Source organism: Streptomyces sp. NPDC044719, assembly GCF_056433405.1.
In genome coordinates this window covers 207,478-231,887 of sequence record NZ_JBWKHE010000008.1, presented here as the reverse complement: position 1 = coordinate 231,887, position 24,410 = coordinate 207,478, and the positions used below count along the sequence as shown (strand labels likewise).

General features: G+C 72.6%; 20 protein-coding genes and 1 pseudogene. 9 read left to right on the top strand and 12 right to left on the bottom strand.

Annotated features, from left to right (window positions below; all coding sequences use genetic code 11):
* Nucleotides 1-117: 117 nt before the first annotated feature.
* Nucleotides 118-780 (bottom strand): response regulator transcription factor, encoded by a 663-nt coding sequence (locus AC07DF_RS30560; RefSeq protein ID WP_184589340.1) that lies wholly within the window; start codon nucleotides 778-780, stop codon nucleotides 118-120.
* A 336-nt stretch (nucleotides 781-1,116) separates the two neighbouring features.
* On the bottom strand, nucleotides 1,117-1,791 hold the full coding sequence (locus AC07DF_RS30555; protein ID WP_478978491.1) for a DUF3000 domain-containing protein: 675 nt from the start codon (nucleotides 1,789-1,791) through the stop codon (nucleotides 1,117-1,119).
* Between the two features lie 101 nt (nucleotides 1,792-1,892).
* Between AC07DF_RS30555 and hemE the strand changes: the two genes are divergently transcribed.
* Nucleotides 1,893-2,960, top strand: coding sequence for a uroporphyrinogen decarboxylase (gene hemE / locus AC07DF_RS30550; RefSeq protein ID WP_478978488.1), 1,068 nt, complete (start codon nucleotides 1,893-1,895; stop codon nucleotides 2,958-2,960).
* A 13-nt stretch (nucleotides 2,961-2,973) separates the two neighbouring features.
* On the opposite strand, the gene AC07DF_RS30545 is transcribed toward hemE, so the two are convergent.
* From AC07DF_RS30545 to AC07DF_RS30530, 4 genes are read right to left on the bottom strand one after another with little or no spacing between them, the layout of a single operon-like run.
* Nucleotides 2,974-4,188, bottom strand: a complete 1,215-nt coding sequence (locus AC07DF_RS30545) for an MFS transporter (RefSeq protein WP_478978485.1) — start codon at nucleotides 4,186-4,188, stop codon at nucleotides 2,974-2,976.
* A 49-nt stretch (nucleotides 4,189-4,237) separates the two neighbouring features.
* Nucleotides 4,238-5,311, bottom strand: coding sequence for a Gfo/Idh/MocA family protein (locus tag AC07DF_RS30540; RefSeq protein WP_478978482.1), 1,074 nt, complete (start codon nucleotides 5,309-5,311; stop codon nucleotides 4,238-4,240).
* 58 nt (nucleotides 5,312-5,369) lie between these two features.
* Entirely contained in the window at nucleotides 5,370-6,254 is an 885-nt protein-coding gene (locus AC07DF_RS30535; protein WP_478978479.1) for an HAD-IIB family hydrolase, read from the bottom strand.
* Nucleotides 6,251-7,618 (bottom strand): DegT/DnrJ/EryC1/StrS family aminotransferase, encoded by a 1,368-nt coding sequence (locus AC07DF_RS30530; protein WP_478978476.1) that lies wholly within the window; start codon nucleotides 7,616-7,618, stop codon nucleotides 6,251-6,253. The genes AC07DF_RS30535 and AC07DF_RS30530 overlap by 4 nt, the downstream gene beginning before the upstream one ends.
* A gap of 236 nt (nucleotides 7,619-7,854) precedes the next feature.
* On the opposite strand from AC07DF_RS30530, the gene AC07DF_RS30525 reads away from it, so the two are divergent.
* A complete protein-coding gene (locus AC07DF_RS30525) occupies nucleotides 7,855-8,664 on the top strand; it encodes a helix-turn-helix domain-containing protein (RefSeq protein WP_478978473.1) in 810 nt (269 codons plus the stop codon).
* 111 nt (nucleotides 8,665-8,775) lie between these two features.
* Nucleotides 8,776-9,108 (top strand): hypothetical protein, encoded by a 333-nt coding sequence (locus AC07DF_RS30520; protein WP_189721638.1) that lies wholly within the window; start codon nucleotides 8,776-8,778, stop codon nucleotides 9,106-9,108.
* Between the two features lie 103 nt (nucleotides 9,109-9,211).
* Here the strand turns inward: AC07DF_RS30520 and AC07DF_RS30515 are convergent, their stop codons facing one another.
* Nucleotides 9,212-10,609, bottom strand: a complete 1,398-nt coding sequence (locus AC07DF_RS30515; protein WP_478978469.1) for an FAD-dependent oxidoreductase — start codon at nucleotides 10,607-10,609, stop codon at nucleotides 9,212-9,214.
* A 27-nt stretch (nucleotides 10,610-10,636) separates the two neighbouring features.
* The gene (locus tag AC07DF_RS30510; RefSeq protein WP_478978466.1) at nucleotides 10,637-11,641 is read right to left on the bottom strand and encodes a DUF4349 domain-containing protein; all 1,005 of its coding nucleotides are present in this window, start codon (nucleotides 11,639-11,641) and stop codon (nucleotides 10,637-10,639) included.
* Nucleotides 11,642-11,800: 159 nt separating this feature from the next.
* Here AC07DF_RS30510 and hemG point away from each other — a divergent pair, with 159 nt between their 5' ends.
* Nucleotides 11,801-13,264: a protoporphyrinogen oxidase gene (hemG, locus tag AC07DF_RS30505; RefSeq protein WP_478978463.1), complete on the top strand. Its 1,464-nt coding sequence runs from the start codon at nucleotides 11,801-11,803 to the stop codon at nucleotides 13,262-13,264.
* Nucleotides 13,265-13,268: 4 nt separating this feature from the next.
* Complete coding sequence (hemQ, locus tag AC07DF_RS30500; RefSeq protein WP_184589318.1) at nucleotides 13,269-14,000, top strand: hydrogen peroxide-dependent heme synthase; 732 nt, start codon at nucleotides 13,269-13,271, stop codon at nucleotides 13,998-14,000.
* Here hemQ and AC07DF_RS30495 read toward each other — a convergent pair whose 3' ends face one another.
* From AC07DF_RS30495 to AC07DF_RS30485, 3 genes are all read right to left on the bottom strand, one after another.
* Nucleotides 14,001-15,611 (bottom strand): alpha/beta hydrolase, encoded by a 1,611-nt coding sequence (locus AC07DF_RS30495; protein WP_478978459.1) that lies wholly within the window; start codon nucleotides 15,609-15,611, stop codon nucleotides 14,001-14,003.
* A gap of 87 nt (nucleotides 15,612-15,698) precedes the next feature.
* Entirely contained in the window at nucleotides 15,699-16,496 is a 798-nt protein-coding gene (locus tag AC07DF_RS30490; RefSeq protein ID WP_478978456.1) for a TIGR04222 domain-containing membrane protein, read from the bottom strand.
* A gap of 86 nt (nucleotides 16,497-16,582) precedes the next feature.
* The gene (locus tag AC07DF_RS30485) at nucleotides 16,583-17,299 is read right to left on the bottom strand and encodes a DUF4142 domain-containing protein (RefSeq protein ID WP_478978453.1); all 717 of its coding nucleotides are present in this window, start codon (nucleotides 17,297-17,299) and stop codon (nucleotides 16,583-16,585) included.
* 384 nt (nucleotides 17,300-17,683) lie between these two features.
* Here AC07DF_RS30485 and AC07DF_RS30480 point away from each other — a divergent pair, with 384 nt between their 5' ends.
* The 3 genes from AC07DF_RS30480 (at nucleotide 17,684) to AC07DF_RS30470 (ending at nucleotide 22,249) form a co-directional block, all read left to right on the top strand.
* On the top strand, nucleotides 17,684-19,150 hold the full coding sequence (locus tag AC07DF_RS30480; protein ID WP_478978450.1) for an aldehyde dehydrogenase family protein: 1,467 nt from the start codon (nucleotides 17,684-17,686) through the stop codon (nucleotides 19,148-19,150).
* 61 nt (nucleotides 19,151-19,211) lie between these two features.
* On the top strand, nucleotides 19,212-20,783 hold the full coding sequence (locus AC07DF_RS30475; protein WP_478978447.1) for a GMC family oxidoreductase: 1,572 nt from the start codon (nucleotides 19,212-19,214) through the stop codon (nucleotides 20,781-20,783).
* Complete coding sequence (locus AC07DF_RS30470) at nucleotides 20,780-22,249, top strand: APC family permease (protein ID WP_478978444.1); 1,470 nt, start codon at nucleotides 20,780-20,782, stop codon at nucleotides 22,247-22,249. The genes AC07DF_RS30475 and AC07DF_RS30470 overlap by 4 nt, the downstream gene beginning before the upstream one ends.
* A gap of 27 nt (nucleotides 22,250-22,276) precedes the next feature.
* Here the strand turns inward: AC07DF_RS30470 and AC07DF_RS30465 are convergent, their stop codons facing one another.
* Nucleotides 22,277-23,674, bottom strand: coding sequence for an MbnB/TglH/ChrH family RiPP precursor modification enzyme (locus AC07DF_RS30465; protein ID WP_478978441.1), 1,398 nt, complete (start codon nucleotides 23,672-23,674; stop codon nucleotides 22,277-22,279).
* Between the two features lie 240 nt (nucleotides 23,675-23,914).
* Here AC07DF_RS30465 and AC07DF_RS30460 point away from each other — a divergent pair.
* Nucleotides 23,915-24,410, top strand: a pseudogene (locus AC07DF_RS30460) (potassium channel family protein).

Below are 24,410 nucleotides of genomic sequence, written 5' to 3'. Positions count from 1 at the left end.
GCAAACCAGTCACGTCGGGGAAGTACGGGGTTCGCGAGCCACGCCTGGGGTGGAGGGGACCGGCGGCCGATCCCGTTCAGGTGAGTGAATGATCACAAAGGGTCATGGCGGAGCGGATCAGTGGATGATCCCGGTCCGCAGCGCCACCGCCACCATGCCGGCGCGGTCGCCCGTGCCGAGCTTGCGGGCGATGCGGGCGAGGTGGCTCTTGACGGTCAGTGCGGACAGGCCCATCGAGACGCCGATCGCCTTGTTCGACTGGCCCTCCGCGACCAGTCGCAGCACCTCGACCTCACGGCCGGACAGTTCGCGGTAGCCGCCCGGGTGACTCGGGGCACCCGGGGGGCGGCGGTGCAGACGCGCGGCGGCGGCTCCGATGGGGGCGGCGCCCGGCCGGGTGGGGAGCCCGACGTTGGTGCGGGTGCCGGTGACGACGTAGCCCTTGACCCCGCCGGCGAGCGCGTTGCGCACGGCGGCGATGTCGTCGGCGGCGGAGAGGGCGAGGCCGTTGGGCCAGCCCGCCGCGCGGGTCTCCGACAGCAGGGTGAGGCCGGAGCCGTCCGGCAGGTGGACGTCGGCGACGCAGATGTCGCGGGGGTTGCCGATGCGGGGACGAGCCTCCGCGATGGACGAGGCCTCGATGACATCGCGCACACCGAGCGCCCACAGGTGGCGGGTGACGGTGGAGCGGACGCGCGGGTCGGCCACGACCACCATGGCGGTCGGCTTGTTCGGGCGGTAGGCGACCAGGCTTGCGGGCTGCTCGAGGAGAACGGACACCAGGCCTCCTGGGGTGCGGGACGGGGCCGGCTCGTGGGGATGAAGCCGGGACGAACCGTGCTTTCAAGGTCACAGTCGTCTTCGGCACCGAACCCGCCCGCCTTTAGAGAATGATCACGATTCGGTGATAACAATCCGTGCAATTCGGACACGCGGTCGATCATTCGAAGGTCGAACGGTTTCGCTCTGCGTCGCTACGCGGTCGAAAGTGGCCGTATCGACAAAGTGATTCGGCCAAGAGGGGGATGCGGGTGTGATCGTCGACCGGACATGGTTGACCGCCCCGCACAAGGTCGATCAGTGCGGGGCGGTCAGGGGTCGGTCAGGGGCCCGCGGTCAGCGGGACTGGGGTCCCCGCCGCTGCGGCAGGGTCACCACCGACGCGTCGCCAGGACCGGCCGGCGGCAGTCCCGCGACCTGGGCGAGCAGATCGCACCAGGCCGCCAGGTGCCCGGCCGTGTCCGGAACCCCGCCCATGCCCTCACGCGGCGTCCACGACGCGCGGATCTCGATCTGCGAGGCGGCAGGGCGCGCGGACAGACCGCCGAAGTAGTGCGAACTCGCGCGCGTGACGGTGCCGCTCGGCTCCCCGCACGCCAGCCCGCGCGCCTGGAGCGCGCCGGTCAGCCAGGACCAGCACACCTCCGGCAGCAGCGGGTCCGCAGCCATCTCCGGCTCGAGCTCCGCGCGTACCAGCGTCACCAGCCGGAACGTGCCCCGCCAGGCCTCGTGCCCCGCCGGGTCGTGCAGCAGCACCAGCCGGCCGTCGGCCAGGTCCTGGTCGCCGTCGACGACCGCCGCCTCCAGCGCGTAGGTGTAGGGGGCGAGCCGCTGCGGCGGGCGCGTCGGCTCGATCTCGATCTGGGGCCGCAGCCGCGCCGTCCTGAGCGCGTCGACGGCGGACCGGAAGGGCAGCGGGGCGGTGTCCGCCTCCCTCCGGTCGTTCTCGGTGTCCTTCGCTTCGTCCATTCCGCCAGCGCCGTCCGACAGTCGTCCCTGAGCCGCAGCCATGCGGGAAGGTTACGGGGACCGGGCCCCGGGTGCCGGGCTAGACACCCCGCGCCGCTCCAGGGGCTGAATCGCGCTCCTTGACGCCGTGCGAAACTTGGCCCGTGAGTGCCAACGACGCCCCCCGGGCCCAGCAGCCGTCCGCCACGTACGACTCAGCCTTCCTCAAGGCCTGCCGGCGCGAGCCCGTGCCGCACACTCCGGTGTGGTTCATGCGGCAGGCCGGGCGCTCACTGCCGGAGTACCGCAAGGTCCGCGAGGGCGTTCCGATGCTCGAGTCCTGCATGCGGCCGGATCTGGTCACCGAGATCACGCTCCAGCCGGTGCGCCGGCACGACGTGGACGCGGCGATCTACTTCAGCGACATCGTCGTCCCGCTCAAGGCCATCGGCGTCGACCTCGACATCAAGCCCGGCGTCGGCCCGGTCGTCGAGCGCCCGATCCGCACCCGGGCGGACCTCGCGCAGCTGCGCGACCTGACCCCCGAGGACGTCTCCTACGTCACCGAGGCCATCGGCCTGCTGACGCGCGAGCTCGGCGCCACGCCCCTCATCGGCTTCGCCGGCGCCCCGTTCACCCTCGCCAGCTACCTCGTCGAGGGCGGCCCGTCCCGCACGTACGAGAACGCCAAGGCGATGATGTACGGCGACCCCGAGCTCTGGGCCGACCTGCTCGACCGCCTCGCGGACATCACGACCGCCTTCCTCGAGGTGCAGATCGAGGCGGGCGCCTCAGCGGTCCAGCTGTTCGACTCCTGGGCCGGCGCTCTGGCCCCCGTCGACTACCGGCGTTCGGTGCTGCCCGCCTCGGCGAAGGTCTTCGAGGCCGTGGCCGGCTACGGCGTCCCGCGCATCCACTTCGGCGTCGGCACCGGCGAACTGCTGAGCCTCATGGGCGAGGCCGGCGCGGACGTCGTCGGCGTCGACTGGCGCGTCCCGCTGGACGAGGCCGTCCGCCGCGTCGGCCCCGGCAAGGCGCTCCAGGGCAACCTCGACCCGACCGTGCTGTTCGCCCCGACGGAGGCCGTCGAGGCGAAGACCCGGGAGGTCCTGGACGCGGCGGCGGGTCTGGAGGGCCATGTCTTCAACCTCGGCCACGGCGTCATGCCGTCCACCGACCCGGACGCGCTGACGCGGCTCGTGGAGTACGTCCACACGCACACCGGGCGCTGACCCGACCCGGACCTCAGGTACCCGCGCGGGTCGCCCGGATCAGCCACCAGGTGGCCGCCAGGCAGCCCGCGGCGGGCAGGGCCAGCAGCACCGGTACGGCGTCGACCCCGGCCAGTTCGATGCCCTTGCCCAGCACCGGCCCGGCCGCGACCCCGCCGATCATCGAGGCGGCGATCACATAGGCCCCGGCCCGCCGCGCCCGCGGCACCGCCCGGGACAGCCACGGCAGCCCCGTGGGGAAGATCGGCGCGTGGAAGAGGCCGACACCGGCGTACGCGTACGGGGCCGCCGCCGGGATCAGGGCCAGCAGGAGGCAGACCACCATGCCGACGGAGCTGACCACCATGATCGTCTGAACCGACCAGCGCAGGGTCAGCGGTGCGACCAGCAGCCGCCCCACGGTCACCATCAGCCAGAAGGCCGAGGTGGCCGTGGCCGCGGTCGCCGCGTCGTGCCCGACGGACTCCAGATGTGTCGGCTCCCAGCCGCCGACCCCGGTCTCCACCGCCACCATCAGGACGTACAGCGCGATGAAGACCGTGACGACCAGGACCGCCGAAGTCCGCAGTCCGGGCGTCCCCTTCTCGTCCTCGTCGTCCTCCTGGCCGGGCGCCGGTGGCGCGGGTGTCTCCCCGCCCTCCCGGACGCCGCGCTGCCCCAGGACCAGCACGGCGGACAGCGCGGCGAACCCGGCGAAGACGGCCGGATACTCGCCCGGGCCCAGCAGCCCCAGCAGCGCGGGACCGCCCACCGCACCGAGACCGTACGCCGCGCCGATGATGTTGAGCATCGCCGGACTGCGGCGGCCGAACCCCACCGAGAACAGCTGGTTGAGCCCGTAGTCGATGCCGCCGAAGCCCACCCCGGTCAGCAGCGCGCAGGCCAGCGCCCACGGCCAGGCGGAGGCCAGCGCGAAGCCGGCCCCGCCGAGCGCCATCAGCGCGTACGAGGCGGACAGCAGGGTTCTGTTGCCCAGCCGCCCGTGCACCCGGTTGAGCAGCAGCACACCGGCCACACCGCCGACGAAGTGAGCGCTCAGGCTCAGCCCGGCGGCGGCCGGCGACAGGCCGAACTCCGTGCGGAACGCCGGGATCGCCGGACCGTACAGTGCCTGCAGGGCCCCGATCAGGGCGAAGCCCACGCACGAGGCGACGACGGCGAACGGACTGAACAGGGGCCGCGCCACAGCGGTGTCGTGCGGCGCGGCCCGCGCCGAGGTCCCGGTCAAGAGACGTTCCTCTTCCCCGCGGTTCCCCTGCCCCGTGCGTCGCGCGGTGTCACGAGGGCACCGCGGCGGCGAGCGCGTCCTGCTCGTCGCCCGCCAGCAGGCGCTCCAGCACCCGCTGGCTGCGCAGCCCGTCGCCGAAGCGGGCCAGCGCGCTGCCGTCGCCGCGCGCGCCGGCGGTGTCCTGTGCGGAGACCGCGTCGCGCCACTCCCGCAACTGGTGCCGGAACGTGTCGCTCCACCCGGGCACCTCACCGGGCGGCGAGGCGAGCCTCTCCTCGCGGGCGAACGTGCCCTGCTCCCAGGTGACACGGGACTTCAGGAAGTACGTCGTGTCGTCCTTGGAGTGGTAGTACAGCTCCTTGCGATCCCCGATGATCTTCAGCGAGAAGCCGAGCTCCTCCGGCAGTGAGGACTTGGAGGTGACCAGGTTGAAGAAGGTGCCGTTCTCCAGCCGGCCGCTGACGAAGGCGTAGTCGTCCACCTGGACGTCCTGGCCCTCCTTCTGCGGCACGTTGACCTGGAGCTTGGTGCGGCAGCTCGTACTGTCCACGGGGCTGTCGAAGAGCCGGTCGAGCATGTCGACCAGATGCACACCCAGGTCGCCGAGGGAGCCGCTCGTGGAGCGGCCCAGGGCGCTGTCCCGCCAGGTGAAGCGGGAGCGGGTCAGGGCGCTGCCGCGCCGGAAGCCGGCCTCCGCGAAGAGGATGGAGCCCAGCTCCCCGTTCCGCACCAGGTTCCTGATCTCGCCGATGGCCTCCAGATAGCGGTAGTTGAAGCCCATGGCGCACACCAGGCCGCTCTCCTCGGCCAGCGCGGTGATGCGCTCGGCCTCCGCGACCGTCGTCGTCATCGGCTTCTCGCACAGCACGTGCCGGCCGTGCCGGACGGCCTCCTCGGCGTAGTCGGCGTGCGTGTGGTTGGGCGAGGCGATGACGACCGCGTCGACATGCCGGTACAGCTCGGTCGTCGAGGAGAAGACGGGGCAGCCGAAGCGCTCGGCCAGCTCCGCGGCCTTCTCGGGCAGCACGTCGTACACGCCGGCCGGTACGACGCCGGGGACGGTCTCGGCGGCGCGCAGGTGGGCGAGGGCGATGCCGCCGGCGCCGATGATTCCTAACTGCATGGTCTGCCTCTTTCAGGGACGGCCCGACGGCCCGGGCGCACCGGGCCGGGGGAGCGGTTCAGTGGCCGAGGTGGTGACGGAAGGCGGTGAGGAGGGCCTGGGCGTGCGGGTGCGGCGACACCCGCGCGAAGCGGCTCCTGGCCTCGGGCGTGCAGTTGGCGACGAGGTAGCCGTGGCGCACGGCGCCCAGCATCTCCAGGTCGTTGCCGCTGTCGCCGAAGGCCAGGGTCCGCTCCGGTGCGACGCCGTAGCGGGCACACAGATGCCGGACGACGTTGCGCTTGCCGCACACCGGCGGGAGGAAGTCGACGTCGTAGCAGTCGGCCGGGTCCCCGGTGGCCGGGTTGCAGCGGCTGATGTTGAGCCCGAGGCCGTACTCGCGGGCGACCTCGCGCACGAGGTCCAGGCTCCGCTCGTCGCGCCGCGGGTCACCGAGGGAGCGGAAGTAGTAGTTGACCAGGAACTCGGTGGGGTGCCCGGTGTGCGGGTCGTGCTGCGGGAACAACGCGGTCCCGTGCCGGGCGAGCTGCTCCACGGCCCCCTCCACCCGGCCCCGGTCGAACCCGCTGTCCCGCAGCAGCTGCCGCCACTCGGGGTCGGGGCGGGCGACGCCGTCGGGGAAGAACGTCAGCTCGGTGCCGAGCGCGCCGGCCACGAAGTGCGGCAGGACGCGGGCGCCGCAGCGCGCCATCTTCTCCTGTACGGAGGCCAGCGAGCTGCCGGTGACCCAGCCGAACAGCAGACCGTGCTCCACGGCCTCGGTCAGCAGGAACTCCTCCAGCGCGGCCAGGTGGGCGCGTTGCGCGGAGGTCGCGGCATGCGCCAGGTAGGTCTCGTCGAAGTCGGAGAACGCGGCCCAGCCCACCGGGTCCGGCAGGCGCAGATGGGCCGACGGACCGAGGCCCGGGGCACCGGCGGTGTCGAACGGCAGGGTGCCGGTCATGCCGCCGCCCTGTGCGTCGCCGCGTACAGGGCCTCGACCACGCGGTCCTGCTCGCCGAGGGAAAGACCCGCGTGCAGCGGCAGGTGCAGCACCCGGTCGTGCAGCCACTCGGTCCGCGGCAGGTGCGCCTGCCCGAAGAACCGCTCGCGCACCGGTGTCTCCTGCCGGTGTGTCAGGACGGGGTAGTAGACGTCCGTTTCCACCCGGCTCGCCCGCGCCAGCCGCTCCAGCAGCGCGTCACGGGCCGCGGCGCCCCCGGCCGCGAGGACGGGGAAGAGGTGCCAGGAGTGGTCGGGAGCGAAGGCGGGAGTCTCGATCACGCCCTCCTCGGCCAGCGGCCGCAGCGCCTCGACGTAGCGCCGGGCCAGATACGTACGCCGCAGCCCGCGCAGACCGGTCCAGGGCAGCAGGGCCAGACCGATCGCGGCCATGGTGTTGTCGATGCGCGCGTTGAGCCCGAACGCCTCGCACTTGACGTTCTTCCGGCCCGGCGCGAAGCCGTGGTAGCCGAGCACCCGGCAGCGCTCGGCGATCTCGGCCGAGCCGGTGACCACGGCACCGGCCTTCCCGCACAGCCCCACGTTCTTGTACGGGTTGAAGCTGAGGGCCGCCGCGTCGGAGTACCGCCCGACACCGGTCACCCCGATCGCCTGGCAGGCGTCCTCGACGACCCGCAGCCCGTGCCGGTCGGCCACGGCCCGCAGTGCGGCCATGTCGGCGAGCTTGCCGTAGAGATGGACGGGGAGCAGCGCCACGGTACGCGGGGTGATCCGCTCCGCCACCGACTCGGGGTCGAGGTTGCCGTCCGGAGTGGTCACATCGGCGAGTACGGGTACGGCACCGCAGGCGAACACCGCGTTCTCGGTGGCGGCGAAGCTGTTGGCCGGCAAGATCACCTCGTCGCCCGGCTCGACGCCCACGGCACGCAGGGCGATGGCGAGCGCGTCCGTCCCGCTGCCGGTCGCGACGGCGCAGGACAGCCCGGCGTGGTCGGCGACGGCGTCCTCGAAGGCCGTGACGGCGGGACCGCTCGTGAACTCGCAGCTCTCCAGTACCCGTGTGAAGGCGTCGGCGGCGGCGCTCTTCTCCGCCGGTGACAGGAGCCGTTCCTTCGGCAGGAAGGGGACGTTCGGCACCTGCGACGGCTCGGGGAAGAGGGAGGCGACGAACGCGTCGGGACGCCCTGGGGCGGAGTTCCACGACGAGAGGGTCTTCGCCAGTTCCCGGTTGGCGAGGGTGTCCCGTAAGGGCTGGGCCACCCGCATGCCCCGGGCGAGATTCTCGGTCACGCGGTGCAGGCTGCGGCTGTCGCCGAGGAGGAGGGAGCCGGTGATCGTGCCGGGTTCGGCGGTGGAGACGGTCATGCGTACTCCTTGCGTTCGGATAGGCGTTCAGACAGCGGGAAATCCTGGCGCGAACGCGCGCATGGGTGTGGAATGCGAATTGATTGCCGGGCCGAATAAACGCTCGGACCGCATTACGTGGGGACGTGGGGAATGCGTGATCGCCTTACGTCGGCGATGCTGTCAGCGGTCGACGAGATGCGTCAACCGGCAGCTTTTTGCCGGAAGCCTCGCCTGCCACCCCAGCGCTTGTTACGGTGTGTTCCCCCGGTAATACGCAGAGGGAGTGTTTCCGAGCGGTGTCCCGTCACGTCCAGTCTGTTTCTTCGCTGCCCGATCTGCTGCGCGCCTGGCGCGTCGACGCGGGAAACAAAATGAACAGAGGGAGACCGTTACCTCAAAAAGAGGTTGCAGACCGCATGAGTGTCAGCGAACGCTGGTATCGGAATCTCGAAACCGGGCTGCACGCCCCGCTTTCCGGTGAAATACTCGAGCGCCTTTCCAGGGCCCTGCTGCTCGGCCCCGACGAACGCATGGCCCTTTACGGGCACGCCCTCGGCGGTGCCGGTGGGCAGCCGGCCGGGGGTGGGGACCAGGACGAGGCCACCGACGCCCTCGCCTCGGCGCAGACCGGCTTCCCCACCTACCTCACCGACCAGGCGTGGAACCTTCTCGACCACAACGCGGCCATGGCCCGCTGGTTCCCCTGGGTCCTGGAGCCCGGTGCCAACCTGATGCGCTGGGCACTGACCACGACCGAGGCCCGCGAGCAGATCGTGGACTGGCCCCGGCACGCCGCGCAGTACCTCGCCCTGCTGCGGTTCGCGCTGGTGACCCGTCCCGACGACGCCGACCTCGGCGCGCTGCGCGACGCCGTCCTCGACGACCGCGTGTGCCGCGACCTCTGGGACCAGAGCCCCAAGGTCCTCGCCTACCGGCACGGCCACCGCTACGAACTGCGCCTGCCCCACGTCTGTCCGGAGACTCTCACCGTCACCTCGCAGGTGCTGCTTCCCGCGTACCGGCAGGAGCTTCGCTATGTCCTGCTGCTGCCCGTGCGTCGGTGAGCCCGGCAATCGCCGAGTCCGGTGAACGCTGCCGTCGGGGCGTGCGTATGTGTCGGCAACCGCCCGCGGCGCGGGGAAGGCGGGTCGCGGGGCCGACGTGAGGAACAGGCGATGAACGACCGAGTTACTCCCGCGATGCACGCACTGCCCGACGGCGAGGCGGAGCTCACGCTGGTGGTGCGGCTGCCCTGGGAGGACGTGGCCCGCCTCGGCCAGGAGGCCGGGCGGCTGGCGTCCCAGATGCGGCGGCCCGTGACGCTGGAGGAGGCGGTGAGTCATCGGCTGCGGTCGACCCGCGTGGCCTCGCACGCCAAGCCGGCGGGGGAGCAGCCGCCGGCGGTGACGGCTGCTTCGGCGTCGGTGTCCTCGTTGCCGTCGCGGCCGCCGGCGGAGCAGGCGCGGCAGGCGATCGACCGGATCAACGGTACGGCTGGGACCGCGTAGGGGGCTCGCCGTGGGGGTGCGGGTGCGCGGCCGGGTGCGGCGCCTTCGTGGCTGTTCGCGCAGTTCCCCGCGCCCCTGAAAAAAGGGCATGGCCCCGCCGCCGCTATGAAGTCTCGCGGACCTTCGCCGCCGCCTTGCGGGCCGCTACCAGGACCGGGTCCCAGACGGGGGAGAACGGTGGGGCGTAGCCGAGGTCCAGGGTCGTCATCTGTTCCGCCGTCATGCCCGCGGTGAGGGCGACCGCCGCGATGTCGACGCGCTTGCCCGCGCCCTCCCTGCCCACGATCTGCACGCCGAGGAGGCGGCCCGTGCGGTGTTCGGCGAGCATCTTGACCGTCATGGGGGAGGAGTTCGGGTAGTAACCGGCGCGGCTCGTCGACTCGATGGTGACCGCCTCGAAGCGCAGGCCCACGCGGTGGGCGTCCTTCTCGCGCAGTCCCGTGCGCGCGATCTCCAGGTCGCAGACCTTGCTGACCGCCGTGCCGACCACGCCGGGGAACGTGGCGTAGCCGCCGCCGGCGTTGGTGCCGATGACCTGGCCGTGCTTGTTGGCGTGGGTGCCGAGCGGGATGTGCCGTTGCTGGCCGGAGACCAGGTCGAGGACCTCGACGCAGTCGCCGCCGGCCCAGATGTTCTCGTACCCGCGCACCCGCATCGAGCGGTCGGTGAGCAGACCGTGGTGCGTGCCGAGCGGGAGGCCGGCCGCCTTCGCGAGCGTCGTCTCGGGGCGCACGCCGATGCCGAGCACGACGACGTCCGCCGGGAAGTCGCGGTCCTTCGTGGCCACCGCGCGTACCCGGCCGTCGTCGCCCGTCAGGATCTCGGTGACCTCGGTGTCGTTCACCATCGTGATGCCCAGGCCCTCCATGGCCTCGTGCACCAGGCGGCCCATGTCGGGGTCGAGGGTCGACATGGGCTCGCTGCCGCGGTTGACGACCGTCACCTCGTAGTCGCGGTTGATGAGCGCCTCGGCCATCTCCACGCCGATGTAGCCGGCCCCCACGACCACCGCTCGACGGCCACGCGTGCGTGCCAGCGTGTCGAGCAGCGCCTGCCCGTCGTCCAGCGTCTGCACCCCGTGCACCCCGGGCGCGTCGACCCCGGGCAGGTCCGGCCGGATCGGCCGGGCGCCGGTCGCGATCACGAGCTTGTCGTACGACGTCCACGACTCGGCGCCGGAGTCGACGTCACGCGCGCGTACCCGCTGCCCGTCGGGGTCGAGGTCGGTGACCTCGGTGCGCAGCCGCAGATCGATGTCCCGCGCGCGGTGTTCCTCGGGGGTACGGGCGATGAGCCGGTCCCGGTCCGGGACGTCGCCGCCCACCCAGTAGGGGATGCCGCACGCCGAGTACGACGTGAAATGGCCGCGTTCGAACGCCACGATCTCCAGCTCGTCGGGCTTGTTCAGACGGCGCGCCTGCGACGCCGCGGACATCCCCGCGGCGTCGCCGCCGATCACGACCAGTCGCTCCCGTGTACCCCGCGTACGGTTCATGCTCATGCGAACACGCTACGGGAGCAGGGGATTTCAGTCCTGCTCGCCGGGCTTGCCCGAGGGTGCTTCAGGTGCCGGGCGGGCCGTCGGCAGCGGGCCCAGCGCGCTCATCGCGGGCGACGCGGGCCGTGGGCGGCGCGGCAGGCGGGGGCGCACCACGCGCAGCCACAGCAGCGTGATCAGGGCCGCCACCGCGGCGAACGGCAGGACCGCGCCGAGAGCTACCGCGAGCCAGCGCAGCATCGTCACGAACGCGTTCCAGCCGCCCGCGAGCGCGTCCACGAAGCCCGGGTCGTCGTCCTTCGCCTCCTTCTTCTTCACCGGGGTCTCGGTCAGCGAGAGGGTGATGGGGGCCAGGCTCGTGCGGTCCTTCAGGGACGTCTGGCGGGCGAGCAGCGCCTCCAGGTCGGCCTGCCGTGTGCTCAGCTCGCCCTCCAGGGTCACCACGTCACTGAGCTTGGTCGCCTGATCCATCAGCTCGCGGATCCGGGCCACGCTCGCGCGCTGCGACTTGATCCGGCTCTCCACGTCCACGACCTGGTCGGTGACGTCCTCGGCCTTGGCACTGCGGTCGAGGAGTTTGCCGGTGCCCTCCAGCTCGGCGAGGACCTCGTCGTACTTCTCGACGGGCACGCGCAGCACGACCCGGGTCCGCTCGTGGCCCGCCCCGTCCCGGGTGGTGGTCTCGTTGCCGACGTAGCCGCCCGCGTTCTCGGCGCCGGTGCGGGCCTCCTCCAGCGCCTTGGGGACGTCCTTGACCTGGACGGTCAGCGAGGCCGTGCGGATTATGTGGTTCGCGGTGAGCTTCGGCGGCGCGGTCGCCCGGGCTCCGCTTCCGGCGGCGCCGGGCGCGGCCTCCTTCGCGCCGGACGTGCCGCCCGCCTTGTCGTCGGCCTGCGGGGCGGCGACTCCGCGGTCGGCGCTGCTGCCGGCGGAGTCCTCGCCCGCGCCGCTGCATCCGGTGAGCGCGAGGGCCGCGGCCAGCAGGACGGCGGCCAGGGGCGGGGCGGTGTGGCGTGCGGGTCGTCGTGTGCGCATGTGGGCTTCCCCCCGGGGTTCGATTCGGCTGACGCTTCTTCGACGCCCGGGCGGCTCCGGACGTTTGGTCCTGGACGGTTCCGATGCGGTCACGGTCGGGACTCGTGCGGGACACCGAGGCACGGCGGCACTGTCAGCGGCGTCTGAGAGGCTGGAGGCATGCGCGAAGTTCAAGCCCGTGCGGGCACGAGGCACGTCATCGTCATCGGGGCGGGTATCGCGGGCCTGGCCGCCGCGCACCGGCTGCTGGAGCGCGGGGCGCGGGTGACCGTGCTGGAGGCCTCCGACCGGGTCGGCGGCAAGCTGCTGCCCGGCGAGATCGCGGGCGTGCGCGTGGACCTCGGCGCCGAGTCGATGCTGGCCCGCCGCCCCGAGGCGGTGGCGCTCGCGCGCGAGGTGGGCCTCACCGACCGCCTCCAGCCCCCGGCCACCGCCACGGCCTCGATCTGGACCCGGGGCGCACTGCGCCCCATGCCCAAGGGACATGTGATGGGCGTCCCCGGCACCGCCGCCGCCCTGTCCGGCCTGCTGTCCGACGAGGGCCTGGCCCGCATCGAGCTCGACGCCGAGCTGCCCCGCACCGAGGTCGGCGACGACGTGGCGGTCGGGGAGTACGTGGCGGAGCGCCTGGGCCGCGAGGTCGTCGACCGCCTGGTGGAGCCCTTGCTGGGCGGCGTGTACGCGGGCGACGCGTACCGCATCTCGATGCGCTCGGCCGTCCCTCAGCTCTTCCAGGCCGCGCGCGCCCACACCTCCCTGACGGAGGGGGTCCGCGAGATCCAGGCGAAGGCTGCCGCCGCCCAGCAGACCGGCCCGGTGTTCATGGGACTCGAGGGCGGCGTGGGCACCCTGCCCCTCGCGGTGGCGGAGTCGGTCCGGGCCCGCGGGGGCGAGATCCTGACGGGGACGCCGGTGACGGAGCTGCGCCGCACCCCGGCCGACGGCGGGTGGCGCGTCGTCTCCGGTGTGCACGTGTGGCACGCGAACGCGGTCGTCGTCGCCGTCCCCGCCCCGGCCGCCGCCACCCTGGTGCGCGCCGACAGCCCCGGGGCCGCCGCCGAGCTCGGCGCCGTCGAGTACGCCTCCATGGCCCTGATCACCCTCGCCTACCGCCGCGCCGGGGCGGACCTGCCCGAGGGCAGCGGCTTCCTGGTGCCGCCGGTCGACGGGCGCACCATCAAGGCCTCCACCTTCGCCTCGCGGAAATGGGGCTGGATCGCCGGGGAGAACCCCGACCTGCTCGTCCTGCGCACCTCCGTCGGACGGTACGGCGAGACGGAGATCCTCGACCGCGACGACACCGAGCTCGTGGAGGTCTCCCGGCGCGATCTGAAGGCGGCGACCGGCCTGGACGCCACACCCGTCGCCACCCGCGTCACCCGCTGGGACGACGGCCTGCCCCAGTACCCGGTCGGCCACCACGCGCGCGTGGCCCGCGTCCGCGAGCACCTCGCCGGACTGCCCGGGCTCGCCGTGTGCGGCGCCCCGTACGACGGCGTCGGCATCCCGGCCTGCATCGCGAGCGCGTACGCCGCCGTCGACCAGATCCACGGTGACCTGCGGGGTGTGCAGGAGCTCACCGACCACCCGGTGCAGAGCCTGCACGGCGGAGCAGGAGAATGAGGACATGAGCAACGACGCCTCCACCCCCGAGACCGGCAGGATCCCGAACAAGGGCAAGCTGGCCAAGGACCTCAACGAGGTCATCCGCTACACGCTCTGGTCCGTCTTCAAGCTGAAGGACGTGCTCCCCGAGGACCGCGCCGGGTACGCCGACGAGGTCCAGGAGCTGTTCGACCAGCTCGCCGCGAAGGACGTGACGATCCGCGGCACCTACGACGTCTCGGGCCTGCGCGCCGACGCCGACCTCATGATCTGGTGGCACGCGGAGACCAGCGACGCGCTGCAGGAGGCGTACAACCTCTTCCGCCGCACGAAGCTGGGCCGGGCGCTCACACCGGTGTGGTCGAACATGGCGCTGCACCGTCCCGCCGAGTTCAACCGCGCGCACATCCCGGCGTTCCTCGCCGACGAGACACCCCGCAACTATGTGAGCGTCTACCCCTTCGTGCGCTCCTACGACTGGTACTTGCTGCCCGACGAGGACCGCCGCCGCATGCTCGCCGACCACGGCAAGATGGCCCGCGGCTACCCGGACGTGCGGGCCAACACCGTCGCCTCGTTCTCCCTCGGCGACTACGAGTGGCTCCTCGCCTTCGAGGCCGACGAGCTGTACCGCATCGTGGACCTCATGCGTCACCTGCGCGCCTCCGAGGCCCGTATGCACGTCCGCGAGGAAGTCCCGTTCTTCACGGGCCGCCGCAAGGACGTCGCCGAACTGGTCGCCGGTCTGGCCTGATCAGCGCAGCCGTCGCTCGGCCCCGGGCTTCTCCGGGGCCGTCGACCGCGGCTCGGGCTCGGCGTGCGGTGCGCACTGCGCCTGCCGCCCCGGCAGCCGGCCCTCCAGCAGGTACGCCTCCAGGTAGCCGTTCACGCAGGCGTTCGGACCGCCCGCCAGGCCGTGCGCGCCCGCGTCCCGCTCCGTCACCAGGACCGAGCCGGCGAGTCTGCGGCGGAGTTCCAGGGCCCCGTCGTACGGCGTGGCCGCGTCCCGCTCGGCGGCCAGGATCAGCGTCGGTGGCAGCTCGCCCGGCGCGGTGCCGACGTCGAGCGGCCGCTGCCGCGGCCCTGGCCAGTAGGCGCACGGCAGGTTCGTCCACACGTTGTCCCAGGTCTCGAAGGGCGCCACCCGCGCGAGCCGGGTGTTGTCCCGGTTCCACACCCTCCAGTCCGTCGGCCAGGGGGCGTCGTTGCACTCGACGGCCAGATACACCGCGCGGGTGTTCTCGGCCTCGGCGGCCGCTTCCGGATACCGGCTCGCCTGCTCGACCAGCGGCTTGGGATCGCCCCTGAGGTACGCCGAGAGCGCGTGCGCGAGGAGCGGCCACTGGTCGTCGTAGTACCCGGCCTGCAGGAACGCCTCCTGCAACTGCCCCGGCCCGACCTTTCCGCCGGCCGGCTCGGCGGCCAGTCGCGTGTGCGCCCGCGCGTAGCCGCGCTGCACCTCCCGCGCGGTCCTGCCCAGCCCGTACACGCCGTGGTGCCGGGCGACCCACCGCCGGAAGTCGCGCCAGCGGCCCTCGAACGCCGCGGACTGGGCGAGGTTGTTGCGGTACCAGATCTCCGCCGGGTCGGGATCGACCACCGAGTCGAACACCATCCGCCGTACGTGCGAGGGGAACAGCGTCGCGTACACGGCCCCGAAGTAGGTGCCGTACGACGAGCCCAGGAACGTCAGCCGCGTCTCGCCGAGCGCGGCGCGCAGCACGTCGAGGTCGCGGGCGTTGTTCAGCGAGTGGTAGTGCCGCAGTGCGCTGCCGGCCCGCTCGGCGCAGCCGCGCGCGTACGCCTTCGCCTGCGCGACGCGTTCCCGCTTGAACGCCGCCGAGGGGTACGTCTGCGCCTGGGTGGGCGCCTTGAAGAACTGCTCGGGGGCCTGGCAGGACAGCGGCGCGGAACGGCCCACGCCGCGCGGGGCGTAGCCGACGAGGTCGTAGGCGGCCGCGATCCGCTTCCACTCGGGGAGCAGCCCGACGACCGGGAAGTACAGGCCGGTGGCACCGGGCCCGCCCGGGTTGTAGACCAGGGCACCCTGCCGGGGGACCTTGCGCTTGCTGTTGTTCGGGTCCCGCTGCGTGGCCCGGGTCCGGCTGACGGCGAGTCGGATCTGCCGGCCGTCGGGCCGGGCGTAGTCCAGCGGGACGGTCACGGTGCCGCACCGCATGCCGTCCGGCAGGTCCTGCCCGTCGGCGCACGGGCCGAACCGGACACCGGCCGCCTTCGCGCGCGCGGCCGCCACCGCGGTGCCGTGCGACTCGGGCGCGGCGGACCGGCCCTCGATGTCCGGGGCCGCGGTCAGGGCGCTCAACAGCAAGGACCCCGCTGCCGAGTAGAGGAGGGCGGCTCTCATCGCGTATCCCTTCGGTGCACAGTGGCGACAAAAGGGATGTTTGGTGCGGCGATTGAGGAAGGCAAGCACCGCCCGCCGGTGTCGCCGTCAATGCTCCCGTGCGCCCCCGGGCCGTCCGCCGGGTGCCTCGCGGTGCGCGAAGGCGGCGCGCAGATCCGGTTCGCCGATCGCGCTGACCCCGCGCACGGCCACGGACGTGAGGTACGTACGGTCGTCGGCGGTGCCGTCGGCGTTCCGGGTCAGCGAGCCGAGCAGCCGCTGACCCGCCGGGGAGGCCCAGCGCGAGTACGGGTGGATCTCGACGCGCGCGACGGCGAGGCAGCTCAGGGTCAGGGTGAGCGGCAGCGCGAACCACAGGGCGATCAGATGGCGCGGCATGTCCGGCGGGGCGGGCGCCAGCAGCGCGGCGACACCGAGAGCGAGCACGGCGACCGCCGCCGCGCGCACCTGCCGGACCCCCGCCGCGACCGTCGTCCGGGCGCTGTCGGGCACCGCGAGTCCCGCGCGCACCAGCCCGTCGGCGATCCCGCGCACCGCGTCCGCCGTGGCGGCGGTGGCCCGCACCGGGGCGATCCGGGACTGGCCCTCGGGGCCGATGGCCCCTATCACCGACCGCTCCATCGCGTCCCGGCCGCGCGGATCGACGACGGTCGCCCAGCCGGTGTGGGCCAGCAGCAGGCGCCGCTGACGCGCCATGGCGACGAGGGTCACGTCGGCGACCCGCCGGGGCCCGCCGGAGAGGAACGCGGCCTCGTACAGGGTGAGTTCATGGACCTGGCCGGTGTCCGTGCCGCCGGCCGCGGCGCGCACGGCGGCCAGGCACAGCCGTGTGCACGCCGTGCCCGCCACGGCCCAGGCCGCCAGCAGGAAAAGAACCCAGAGCATATGTTGTTTGTATGTGACACGGTCCCGAGAACACCATGCCTCATACACAATTCGAACGGAGTGTTGTCGGTATGTGACGTTCCGTTTCACTGTCCCGGTGGTGGGCGGAAGGCGGGCGGCGGGAGCGAGTGGGAGGGGGCGGAGGCCGGGGGAGCACTGCCGGTGCCGGTGGCCATGTCGCGGGCCACGGCGTCGTAGTCGACCTCTCCCGTCGCCTCCAGGGTCTTGATGTGGTCGAGGACGGTCGTGGTGGCGTTGTCGGCGAGGTCGCGCACCAGGGAGTTGCGGGTGCTCGCGCGGACCTCGGCGGCGAGCGGGAGCAGCCGGCCCTGCGCCAGCCGCAGCACGGTGGCGAACTGCCGGTCGTACTCCGTGCCCCGCGCCTCGTCCAGGGTGGCCAGCCACCGCCTCTGCCGGCCGTCGGGCGTGTCCGGCAGGGGGACGTTCAGCTGGGCGGCGGCGCCGCGGACCCGCTCGTCCAGGAACCGGTGCCCCTCGACGAGATGCCGGCCGGCCGCCCGCACGGCCGGGGTGGTCCCCTTTGTCCGCGCCTGCCGCCCCGCGGACGGCTCCCACAGCCCGGCCAGCCGGGCTTTGATCAGGAACTCCTGGTCGAGGGCGGACAGCGGGCCGTAGCTCGTCCGCAACGTCTGCGCGCTCAGCACGTCCGGCGCCGTCCCGGCCCGGTCGGGGTACGGCCAGAGTGAGAAGACCAGCGCGGCCAGCGTCGCCGCGAGGCACATGACGATGAGTCCTGTGCCGCTGACGATGCCTCGGCCCTTGACGGGGGGTCGGGGTCGCATGGTGGTGCCTCCTGGTACGGCACCGCACGCTAGTGCGCTTCGGGTGCGGAATCGCCATGATACGGCGGGGTCTACGTCAACTGCCGTATGCGGGCGAATGGTTGCATCGGGGGCAGGACGGGTCGATCGGACGAGCCGCGTCGAGGTGCCTATCTGTACAAACAGGGCCATACCGGTTCACGGGTTCCGGCGGACACGACCCCGGTGTTAGTCCCGGCACACTCGGGCGCGCAGGCGCGGGGCCGGGCGACTAGCCCAGCCGGGTCCTCTGGGCCGCCCGGACGCCGTCGCGGCGGTGTGCCCGGTGGCCGCCGACCTCCCGATGGGCCATGTTGCTGACCGTCGAGCCGATCGGCACCGGCCGGATGCGAAGGAGGCCCCGCGGTGGGTGAGCTGTACATCGACGGCGAGTGGACACAGGCCGCGGCCGGTGGGCGGCGGGAGGTGGTCAACCCCTACGACGCCTCCGTCGTCACCACCGTCGACGAGGCCGACGCCGCCGACGTGGACCGCGCCGTACGGGCCGCCCGGCGTGCCTTCGACGAGGAGGACTGGGCGAACGCCCCCTCCCGCCGCCGCGCCGACCTGCTGCTGCGCGTCCACGACCTGCTGCTGCGCGACCAGGAGGAGATCGCCCGCACCGAGACCCTCGACACGGGCAAGACACTGGCCGAGGCCCGCATCGACGTGGAGGACGTGGCGGGCGCCTTCCGCTACTTCGCCGAACTCGCCGGCAAGGACGGCGGCCGGGTCGTCGACGTCGGCCCGAACGTCCTCAGCCGTGTCGTCTACCAGCCGATCGGGGTCTGCGCGCTCATCGCCCCCTGGAACTACCCGCTGCTCCAGGCCTCCTGGAAGGTGGCCCCGGCGCTGGCCGCCGGCAACACCTTCGTCCTCAAACCCAGCGAGACCACACCCCTCACCACGATCGCCATGGTCCGGCTCATCGAGGAGGCCGGCGCGCCCCCCGGCGTCGCCAACCTGGTGCTGGGCTCCGGGGCGACCGTCGGCGCGGCCCTGACCAGCCACCCCGACGTGGACCTGGTCTCCTTCACCGGCGGCCTCGACACCGGACGGTCCATCATGGCCAGCGCCGCCGAGGGGCCGAGGAACATCGCCCTGGAACTGGGCGGCAAGAACCCCAACATCGTCTTCGCTGACGCCGACTTCGACGCTGCCGTCGACTACGCGCTGGACGCCGCCTTCCTGCACTCCGGGCAGGTCTGCTCGGCCGGTTCGCGCCTGCTCGTCCAGGACTCCCTGCACGACAGATTCGTCGAGGCCTACGCCGACCGCGCCCGGGCGATCCGGCTCGGCAACGGCCTGGAGGAGGGCACCGAGAGCGGCCCGCTCAGCTCCGCCGAGCACCGCGAGAAGGTCGAGGGCTACATCGCCATCGGCAAGGAGGAGGGCGCCCGGCTCGTCACCGGCGGCACCCGCCCCGACGACCCCGCCCTGAGCCGCGGCTTCTTCCTGCTGCCGACGATCTTCGCCGACTGCGACCGGTCCATGCGCATCGTCCAGGAGGAGGTCTTCGGCCCGGTGGTCACCGTCGAACGCTTCCGCACCGAGGACGAGGCGGTGGAACTCGCCAACGACACCCGCTACGGCCTGGCGGGCGGCGTGTGGACCTCCGACGCGAGCCGCGCCCAGCGCGTCGCCCAGCGGCTGCGGCACGGCACCGTCTGGATCAACGACTTCCACCCCTATGTGCCGCAGGCCGAGTGGGGCGGCTTCGGCCGCTCCGGCGTCGGACGCGAACTCGGCCCGACCGGGCTGCGCGAGTACCAGGAGGCCAAGCACATCTACCAGAACCTCGCCCCCGCCCCCTCCGGCTGGTTCAAGGGCTGACCCTCCGGCAGCAACCGCCCGCCCGTGGCGCACCGAACGACAAAAGAAAGCAGGGCACCGCATGGCCCCCATTCCCGCGCACGGCGCCGAGTCCGCCTACGACTACGTCATCGTCGGCGGCGGCACCGCCGGCTGCGTGCTCGCCGCCCGGCTGAGCGAGGACCCCGACTGCCGCGTCTGCGTCATCGAGGGCGGCCCCAGCGATGTCGGCGACGAGCGCGTCCTGCGCCTGCGCAACTGGATCAACCTGCTCGACTCGGAGTACGACTACGGCTACAAAACGGTCGAACAGCCGCGCGGCAACTCCCACATCCTGCACTCACGGGCCCGCGTGCTCGGCGGCTGCTCCTCCCACAACACGCTGATCAGCTTCCTGCCGCTGCCGCAGGACCTCGACGACTGGGTGGCCCGCGGCTGCCCCGGCTGGGACCCGGCGACGATCCTCCCCTACCGGGACCGGCTGCGCACCCGGATCGTCCCGGTGGCCGAGGCCGACCGCAATCCCATCGCCAAGGACTTCGTCACCGCGGCCACCCGCGCCCTCGGCGTTCCCGTCGTCGACGACTTCAACGCCGAACCCTTCGCCGACGGCACCGGCTTCTTCTCGCTGGCCTACGAGCCGGAGGGCAATCTGCGCTCCTCCGCCTCCGTGGCCTACGTGCACCCGGTCATGGACCGGCCGGGCCTCACGCTCCTCCTGGAGACCTGGGCGCACCGGCTGCTCACCGACGAGTCGGGACGGCTGACCAGGGTCGCCGTCCGCGGCGCCGACGGGGAGCCCGCCACCGTGCGCGCCGAGCGCGAACTCCTGCTGTGCGCCGGAGCCGTCGACACCCCGCGCCTGCTGATGCTCTCCGGCATCGGCCCGGCCGACGACCTGCGCAAGCTGGGCATCGACGTACGGGCCGACCTGCCCGGCGTCGGCGAGAACCTGCTGGACCACCCCGAGTCCGTGATCGTCTGGGAGACCGACGGCCCGCTGCCGCCCAACTCCGCGATGGACTCCGACGCCGGACTGTTCCTGCGCCGCGACAAGGGCCAGCCGCGCCCCGACCTGATGTTCCACTTCTACCAGGTGCCGTTCACCGTCAACACCGAACGCCTGGGCTACCCCGTGCCGCAGCACGGGGTGTGCATGACGCCGAACGTGCCGCGTGCCCGGTCCACCGGCCGCATGTGGCTGCGCAGCGCCGACCCCGCCGAGCATCCCGCCCTGGACTTCCGGTACTTCACCGACCCGGAGGGGCACGACGAACGCACCATCGTGGACGGTCTGAAGATCGCCCGCGAGGTGGCCGCCACCGCCCCGCTGCGCGACTGGCTCGTCCGCGAGGTCGCGCCAGGACCGGACGTCGTCTCCGACGCCGACCTGTCGGAGTACGGCCGCCGGGTGGCCCACACCGTCTACCACCCCGCGGGCACCTGCCGCATGGGCGCCCCGGACGATCCGCTGGCCGTCTGCGACCCCGAGTTGAGACTGCGCGGCTTCGAGGGCGTGCGGATCGTCGATGCGTCGATCTTCCCGACCATGCCCACGATCAACCCCATGGTGACCGTACTGCTCACCGCAGAACGCGCCGCAGACCTGATCGGCGGCCGTACGCCGGCCGCGGAACGGAGGGCCGGACAGTGACCGCCGCACAGCCTCCCGCACCGGCCGCCGGCACCCCGGGAGGGGAGCCCGGCTCGGAGTTCCGCAAGGACATGAGCCCCTGGGCCAACTTCGCCCTCGGCTTCACCTACCTCTCCCCGGTGGTGGGCACCTACACCCTCTTCGGCATCGCGATCGCCGACGGCGGACCGCCGATGATCTGGGCGTTCCTGGTCGCCGGCTGCGGCCAGTTCCTCGTCGCGCTGATCTTCGGCGAGATCGTCGCCCAGTACCCGATCGCGGGCGGTGTCTACCCCTGGGCCCGGCGGCTGTGGGGCAAGCGCTGGGCATGGATGACCGGCTGGGTGTACATGTGGGCGCTGCTGGTGACCATCACCTCCGTCGCCTACGGCGCCGGCCCCTACATCGCCATCCTCTTCGGCTTCAGAGCCACCGTGCACACCACCGTGCTGTGCACCGCCGTGCTCATCGTCGTCGCCATCCTCATCAACTACATGGGCACCAAGGCACTGTCGACGGCGGCGCTCATCGGTTTCGCCGGCGAGCTCATCGGCGCCCTCGTCGTCGGCGTCTACCTGCTGGCCACCCACCGGCACTACGGCCTCGGCGTCATCTTCGACACCTACGGCGTCGAGGGAGACGGCTCCTACCTGCCGGCGTTCCTGGCAGCCGGCATCATCGGCCTCTACCAGTACTACGGCTTCGAGGCGTGCGGCGACACCGCCGAGGAGGTCGCCCACCCGGGCCGGGTCATCCCCCGCGCGATGCGCCGCACCATCTACATCGGCGGCTCGGCGGCCACGTTCACCTGCATGTCGCTGCTGCTGTCGGTCACGGACTTCAACGCGATCATCTCGGGCGAGCAGGCCGACCCGGTGGTGGACGTGCTGTTCGACGCGATGGGCGAGACCGGGGCGCGGATGGTGATGGCCGTGGTGCTGATCTCCTTCCTGTCCTGCACCATCAGCCTCCAGGCCGCGGCCGGGCGGCTCATCTACTCCTACGCCCGTGACGAGATGATCGTCGGGCACCGGCTGCTGCGGCAGTTCGTCCACGCCCGTGCGGTGCCGAGCTGGGCGCTGTTCGTGTCCGCGGCGGTGCCGCTGGCCATCGCCTTCGCGTCGCTGCTCTCCGAGGACGCCCTCACCAACATCGTCTCGTTCGCGATCCTCGGCATCTACGGCTCGTTCCAGATGGTGGTCCTGGCCGCGCTGCGCGCCCGGCTCAAGGGCTGGCAACCGGCGGGGGAGTTCACCCTGGGCCGCTGGGGCCTCACGGTGAACATCGCCGCGCTGGTCTACGGCATCCTCGCCATCATCAACATCTGCTGGGCCCGCACCCCGGAGAAGTCCTGGTGGGAGAACTGGATCGTCCTGCTGTGCGGCGGCGTGGTGCTGGGGACGGGCCTGCTCTACATGTTCACGACGCACCACTACGGCCGGGGCGAGGCTCCGGCGGGCGACGCGGTACCGCAGAAGCAGCTTTAGAGGCTCCTTTTCGGAGTGGGGCTCCCCTCAACGCCGCAGCAGGACCCTGCGGGTGGCGCGAGCGAGCCGGTGGGCCGGGCGCCGGGAGCGCGGAGCCGGGCCCGACCGCTCCAGCCACCACTCCCGTAGTTCCCGCCGCGCCTGCGCGTCCCCGGGCCGCCCGGTGGACAGCAGGTGCTCGGCGAAGGTGAGGGCGTCGCGCCGGTAACCGTCGGTCATCGGGTGGGTCTGGGCGTACCCGAGGAAGGCGGGGCGGTAGTCCTCCCCGAGGATCTCCGGCAGCTCGGGCGCGACCTTCCCCACGACGTCCGCCCGCTTCGCGGCGAGCGCCCGCGCCTGCACGCCGACCCGTACCCGGTCGAACCCCTCGGGCACGGGCGTCCCGGCGACCAGCGCGGACAGCAACGCGGCCTGCGCGAGCCCCACCCGCTCACGCGCACCGGGGTGGGGCAGGTCGAAGGCGCCCCGTGTCGCCCCGACCGCCCCGGTCTCTGTGCCTCGCGGCCCGGCACCGGCGGGCGGCTCACCGTCGGGGCCCGCCTCCGCCCGTCGCGTGGCCGCGGTGCCCGCCTCCAGCAGCTGCGTCTTCACGCGGTCGACCGCGCCCGTCTCCAGCGCGTGCCGGATCGCGCCCAGCTCCCGCTCCAGTTCCGCCGGCTCCGGGAAGTTCTCGTCGCGCTCCAGGAGGACGCCCGGTGGACAGACGCGGGAGGCGAGGTCGGTCAGGATGTCGAGGACCGGCCGGGGGACGGGGTGGGCGTGGCTGTCGTGCCAGACGCCGTCGCGTTCGAAGCCGCCCGCGACATGGACGTAGGCGATGGCCTCGAGGGGCAGCTCGGCGAGGGCCTTGGCCGGATCCTCGCCGCGGTTGACGTGGTTGGTGTGCAGGTTGGCCACGTCGATGAGGAGACGGACCCCCGTCCGGTCGGCCAGCTCGTACAGGAACTGGCCCTCCGTCATCTCCTCGCCCGGCCAGGAGATCAGCGCGGCGATGTTCTCGACGGCCAGCGGCACCGGCAGTGACTCCTGCGCGATGCGGACGTTCTCGCAGAGGACGTCGAGGGCGTCCCGGGTCCGGGGGACGGGCAGCAGATGACCCGCCTCCAGGCGCGGGGACGCCGTCAGCGCACCGCCCGCCCGTACGAACGCGATGTGCTCGGTGACCAGCGGCGAGCCGAGCGCCTCCACCCGCTCGGCCAGCGCGGCCAGCCGGTCCTCGTCGGGCCGGTCCGCACCCCCGAGGCCCAGCGAGACGCCGTGCGGCACCACCGTGACGCCGCGTTCGCGCAGCCGCAGCAGCGATTCGGGCAGGTGCCCGGGGCAGAGGTTCTCGGCCACCGCTTCGACCCACTCGATCCCCGGCATGCGCTCCACGGCGTCCGCGATCTCCGGTCGCCATCCGATGCCCGTCCCCAGTCGCTGCATTCGTCCCCCTCCTCCGCACGGCCCGATCCTCGAACGTGAGGGGGGTATGGCCCAGCCGCCCGGCCCCGAACCCTGCCGCGGACGCCTTCAGAGGAACATTTGAGGTTCACCGACGGAGGCACCGGGCTCGCGCCGCCCCCTGATACGTCGTAGACCGGAACTGTGCCCGAAGGCAGCGAGCAGCCGCAGCGCCCCGCGCGTGAGCGGGAGCCGGATTCCGGGGCGGCCGGTGTCCGCCGGCTGCGGATCGGGGCCGGAGCCCTGCTCGTGGCGGGCGGCACGGCCTACTTCCTGTTGCCGCTCGAAGGGCTCGGTGCCGACCGCCCCTGGCTGGGCTGGCCGCTGTTCGTGCTGAGCCTGACGCTCGTGGCCGCGCTGCTGGCTGCGTCATGTGCGCGACGTGGTGCTGGAGAAGCCGCAGGCCCGGTCGGGCCTCATGATCTCGCTGCTGATGTGCCTGGCCGTGCTGGTCTTCTCGTCCGGCTACTACGCCCTCGCCCAGCAGCCGGGCCAGTTCGTCGGTCTGCGCACCCGGGTCGACGCGCTGTACTTCACCGTCGTCACGCTCGCGACCGTCGGCTACGGCGACATCACGCCGAGCGGCCAGGAGGCCCGCATGGTGGCCGTCCTGCAGATCCTGTACACGTTCGTCTTCCTCACCGCGGCGGCCACCGCGCTGACCCGTCGGCTGCACACGGTGGTCGCCGACCGGGACCGGCGTCCGCCGCCGAACTGA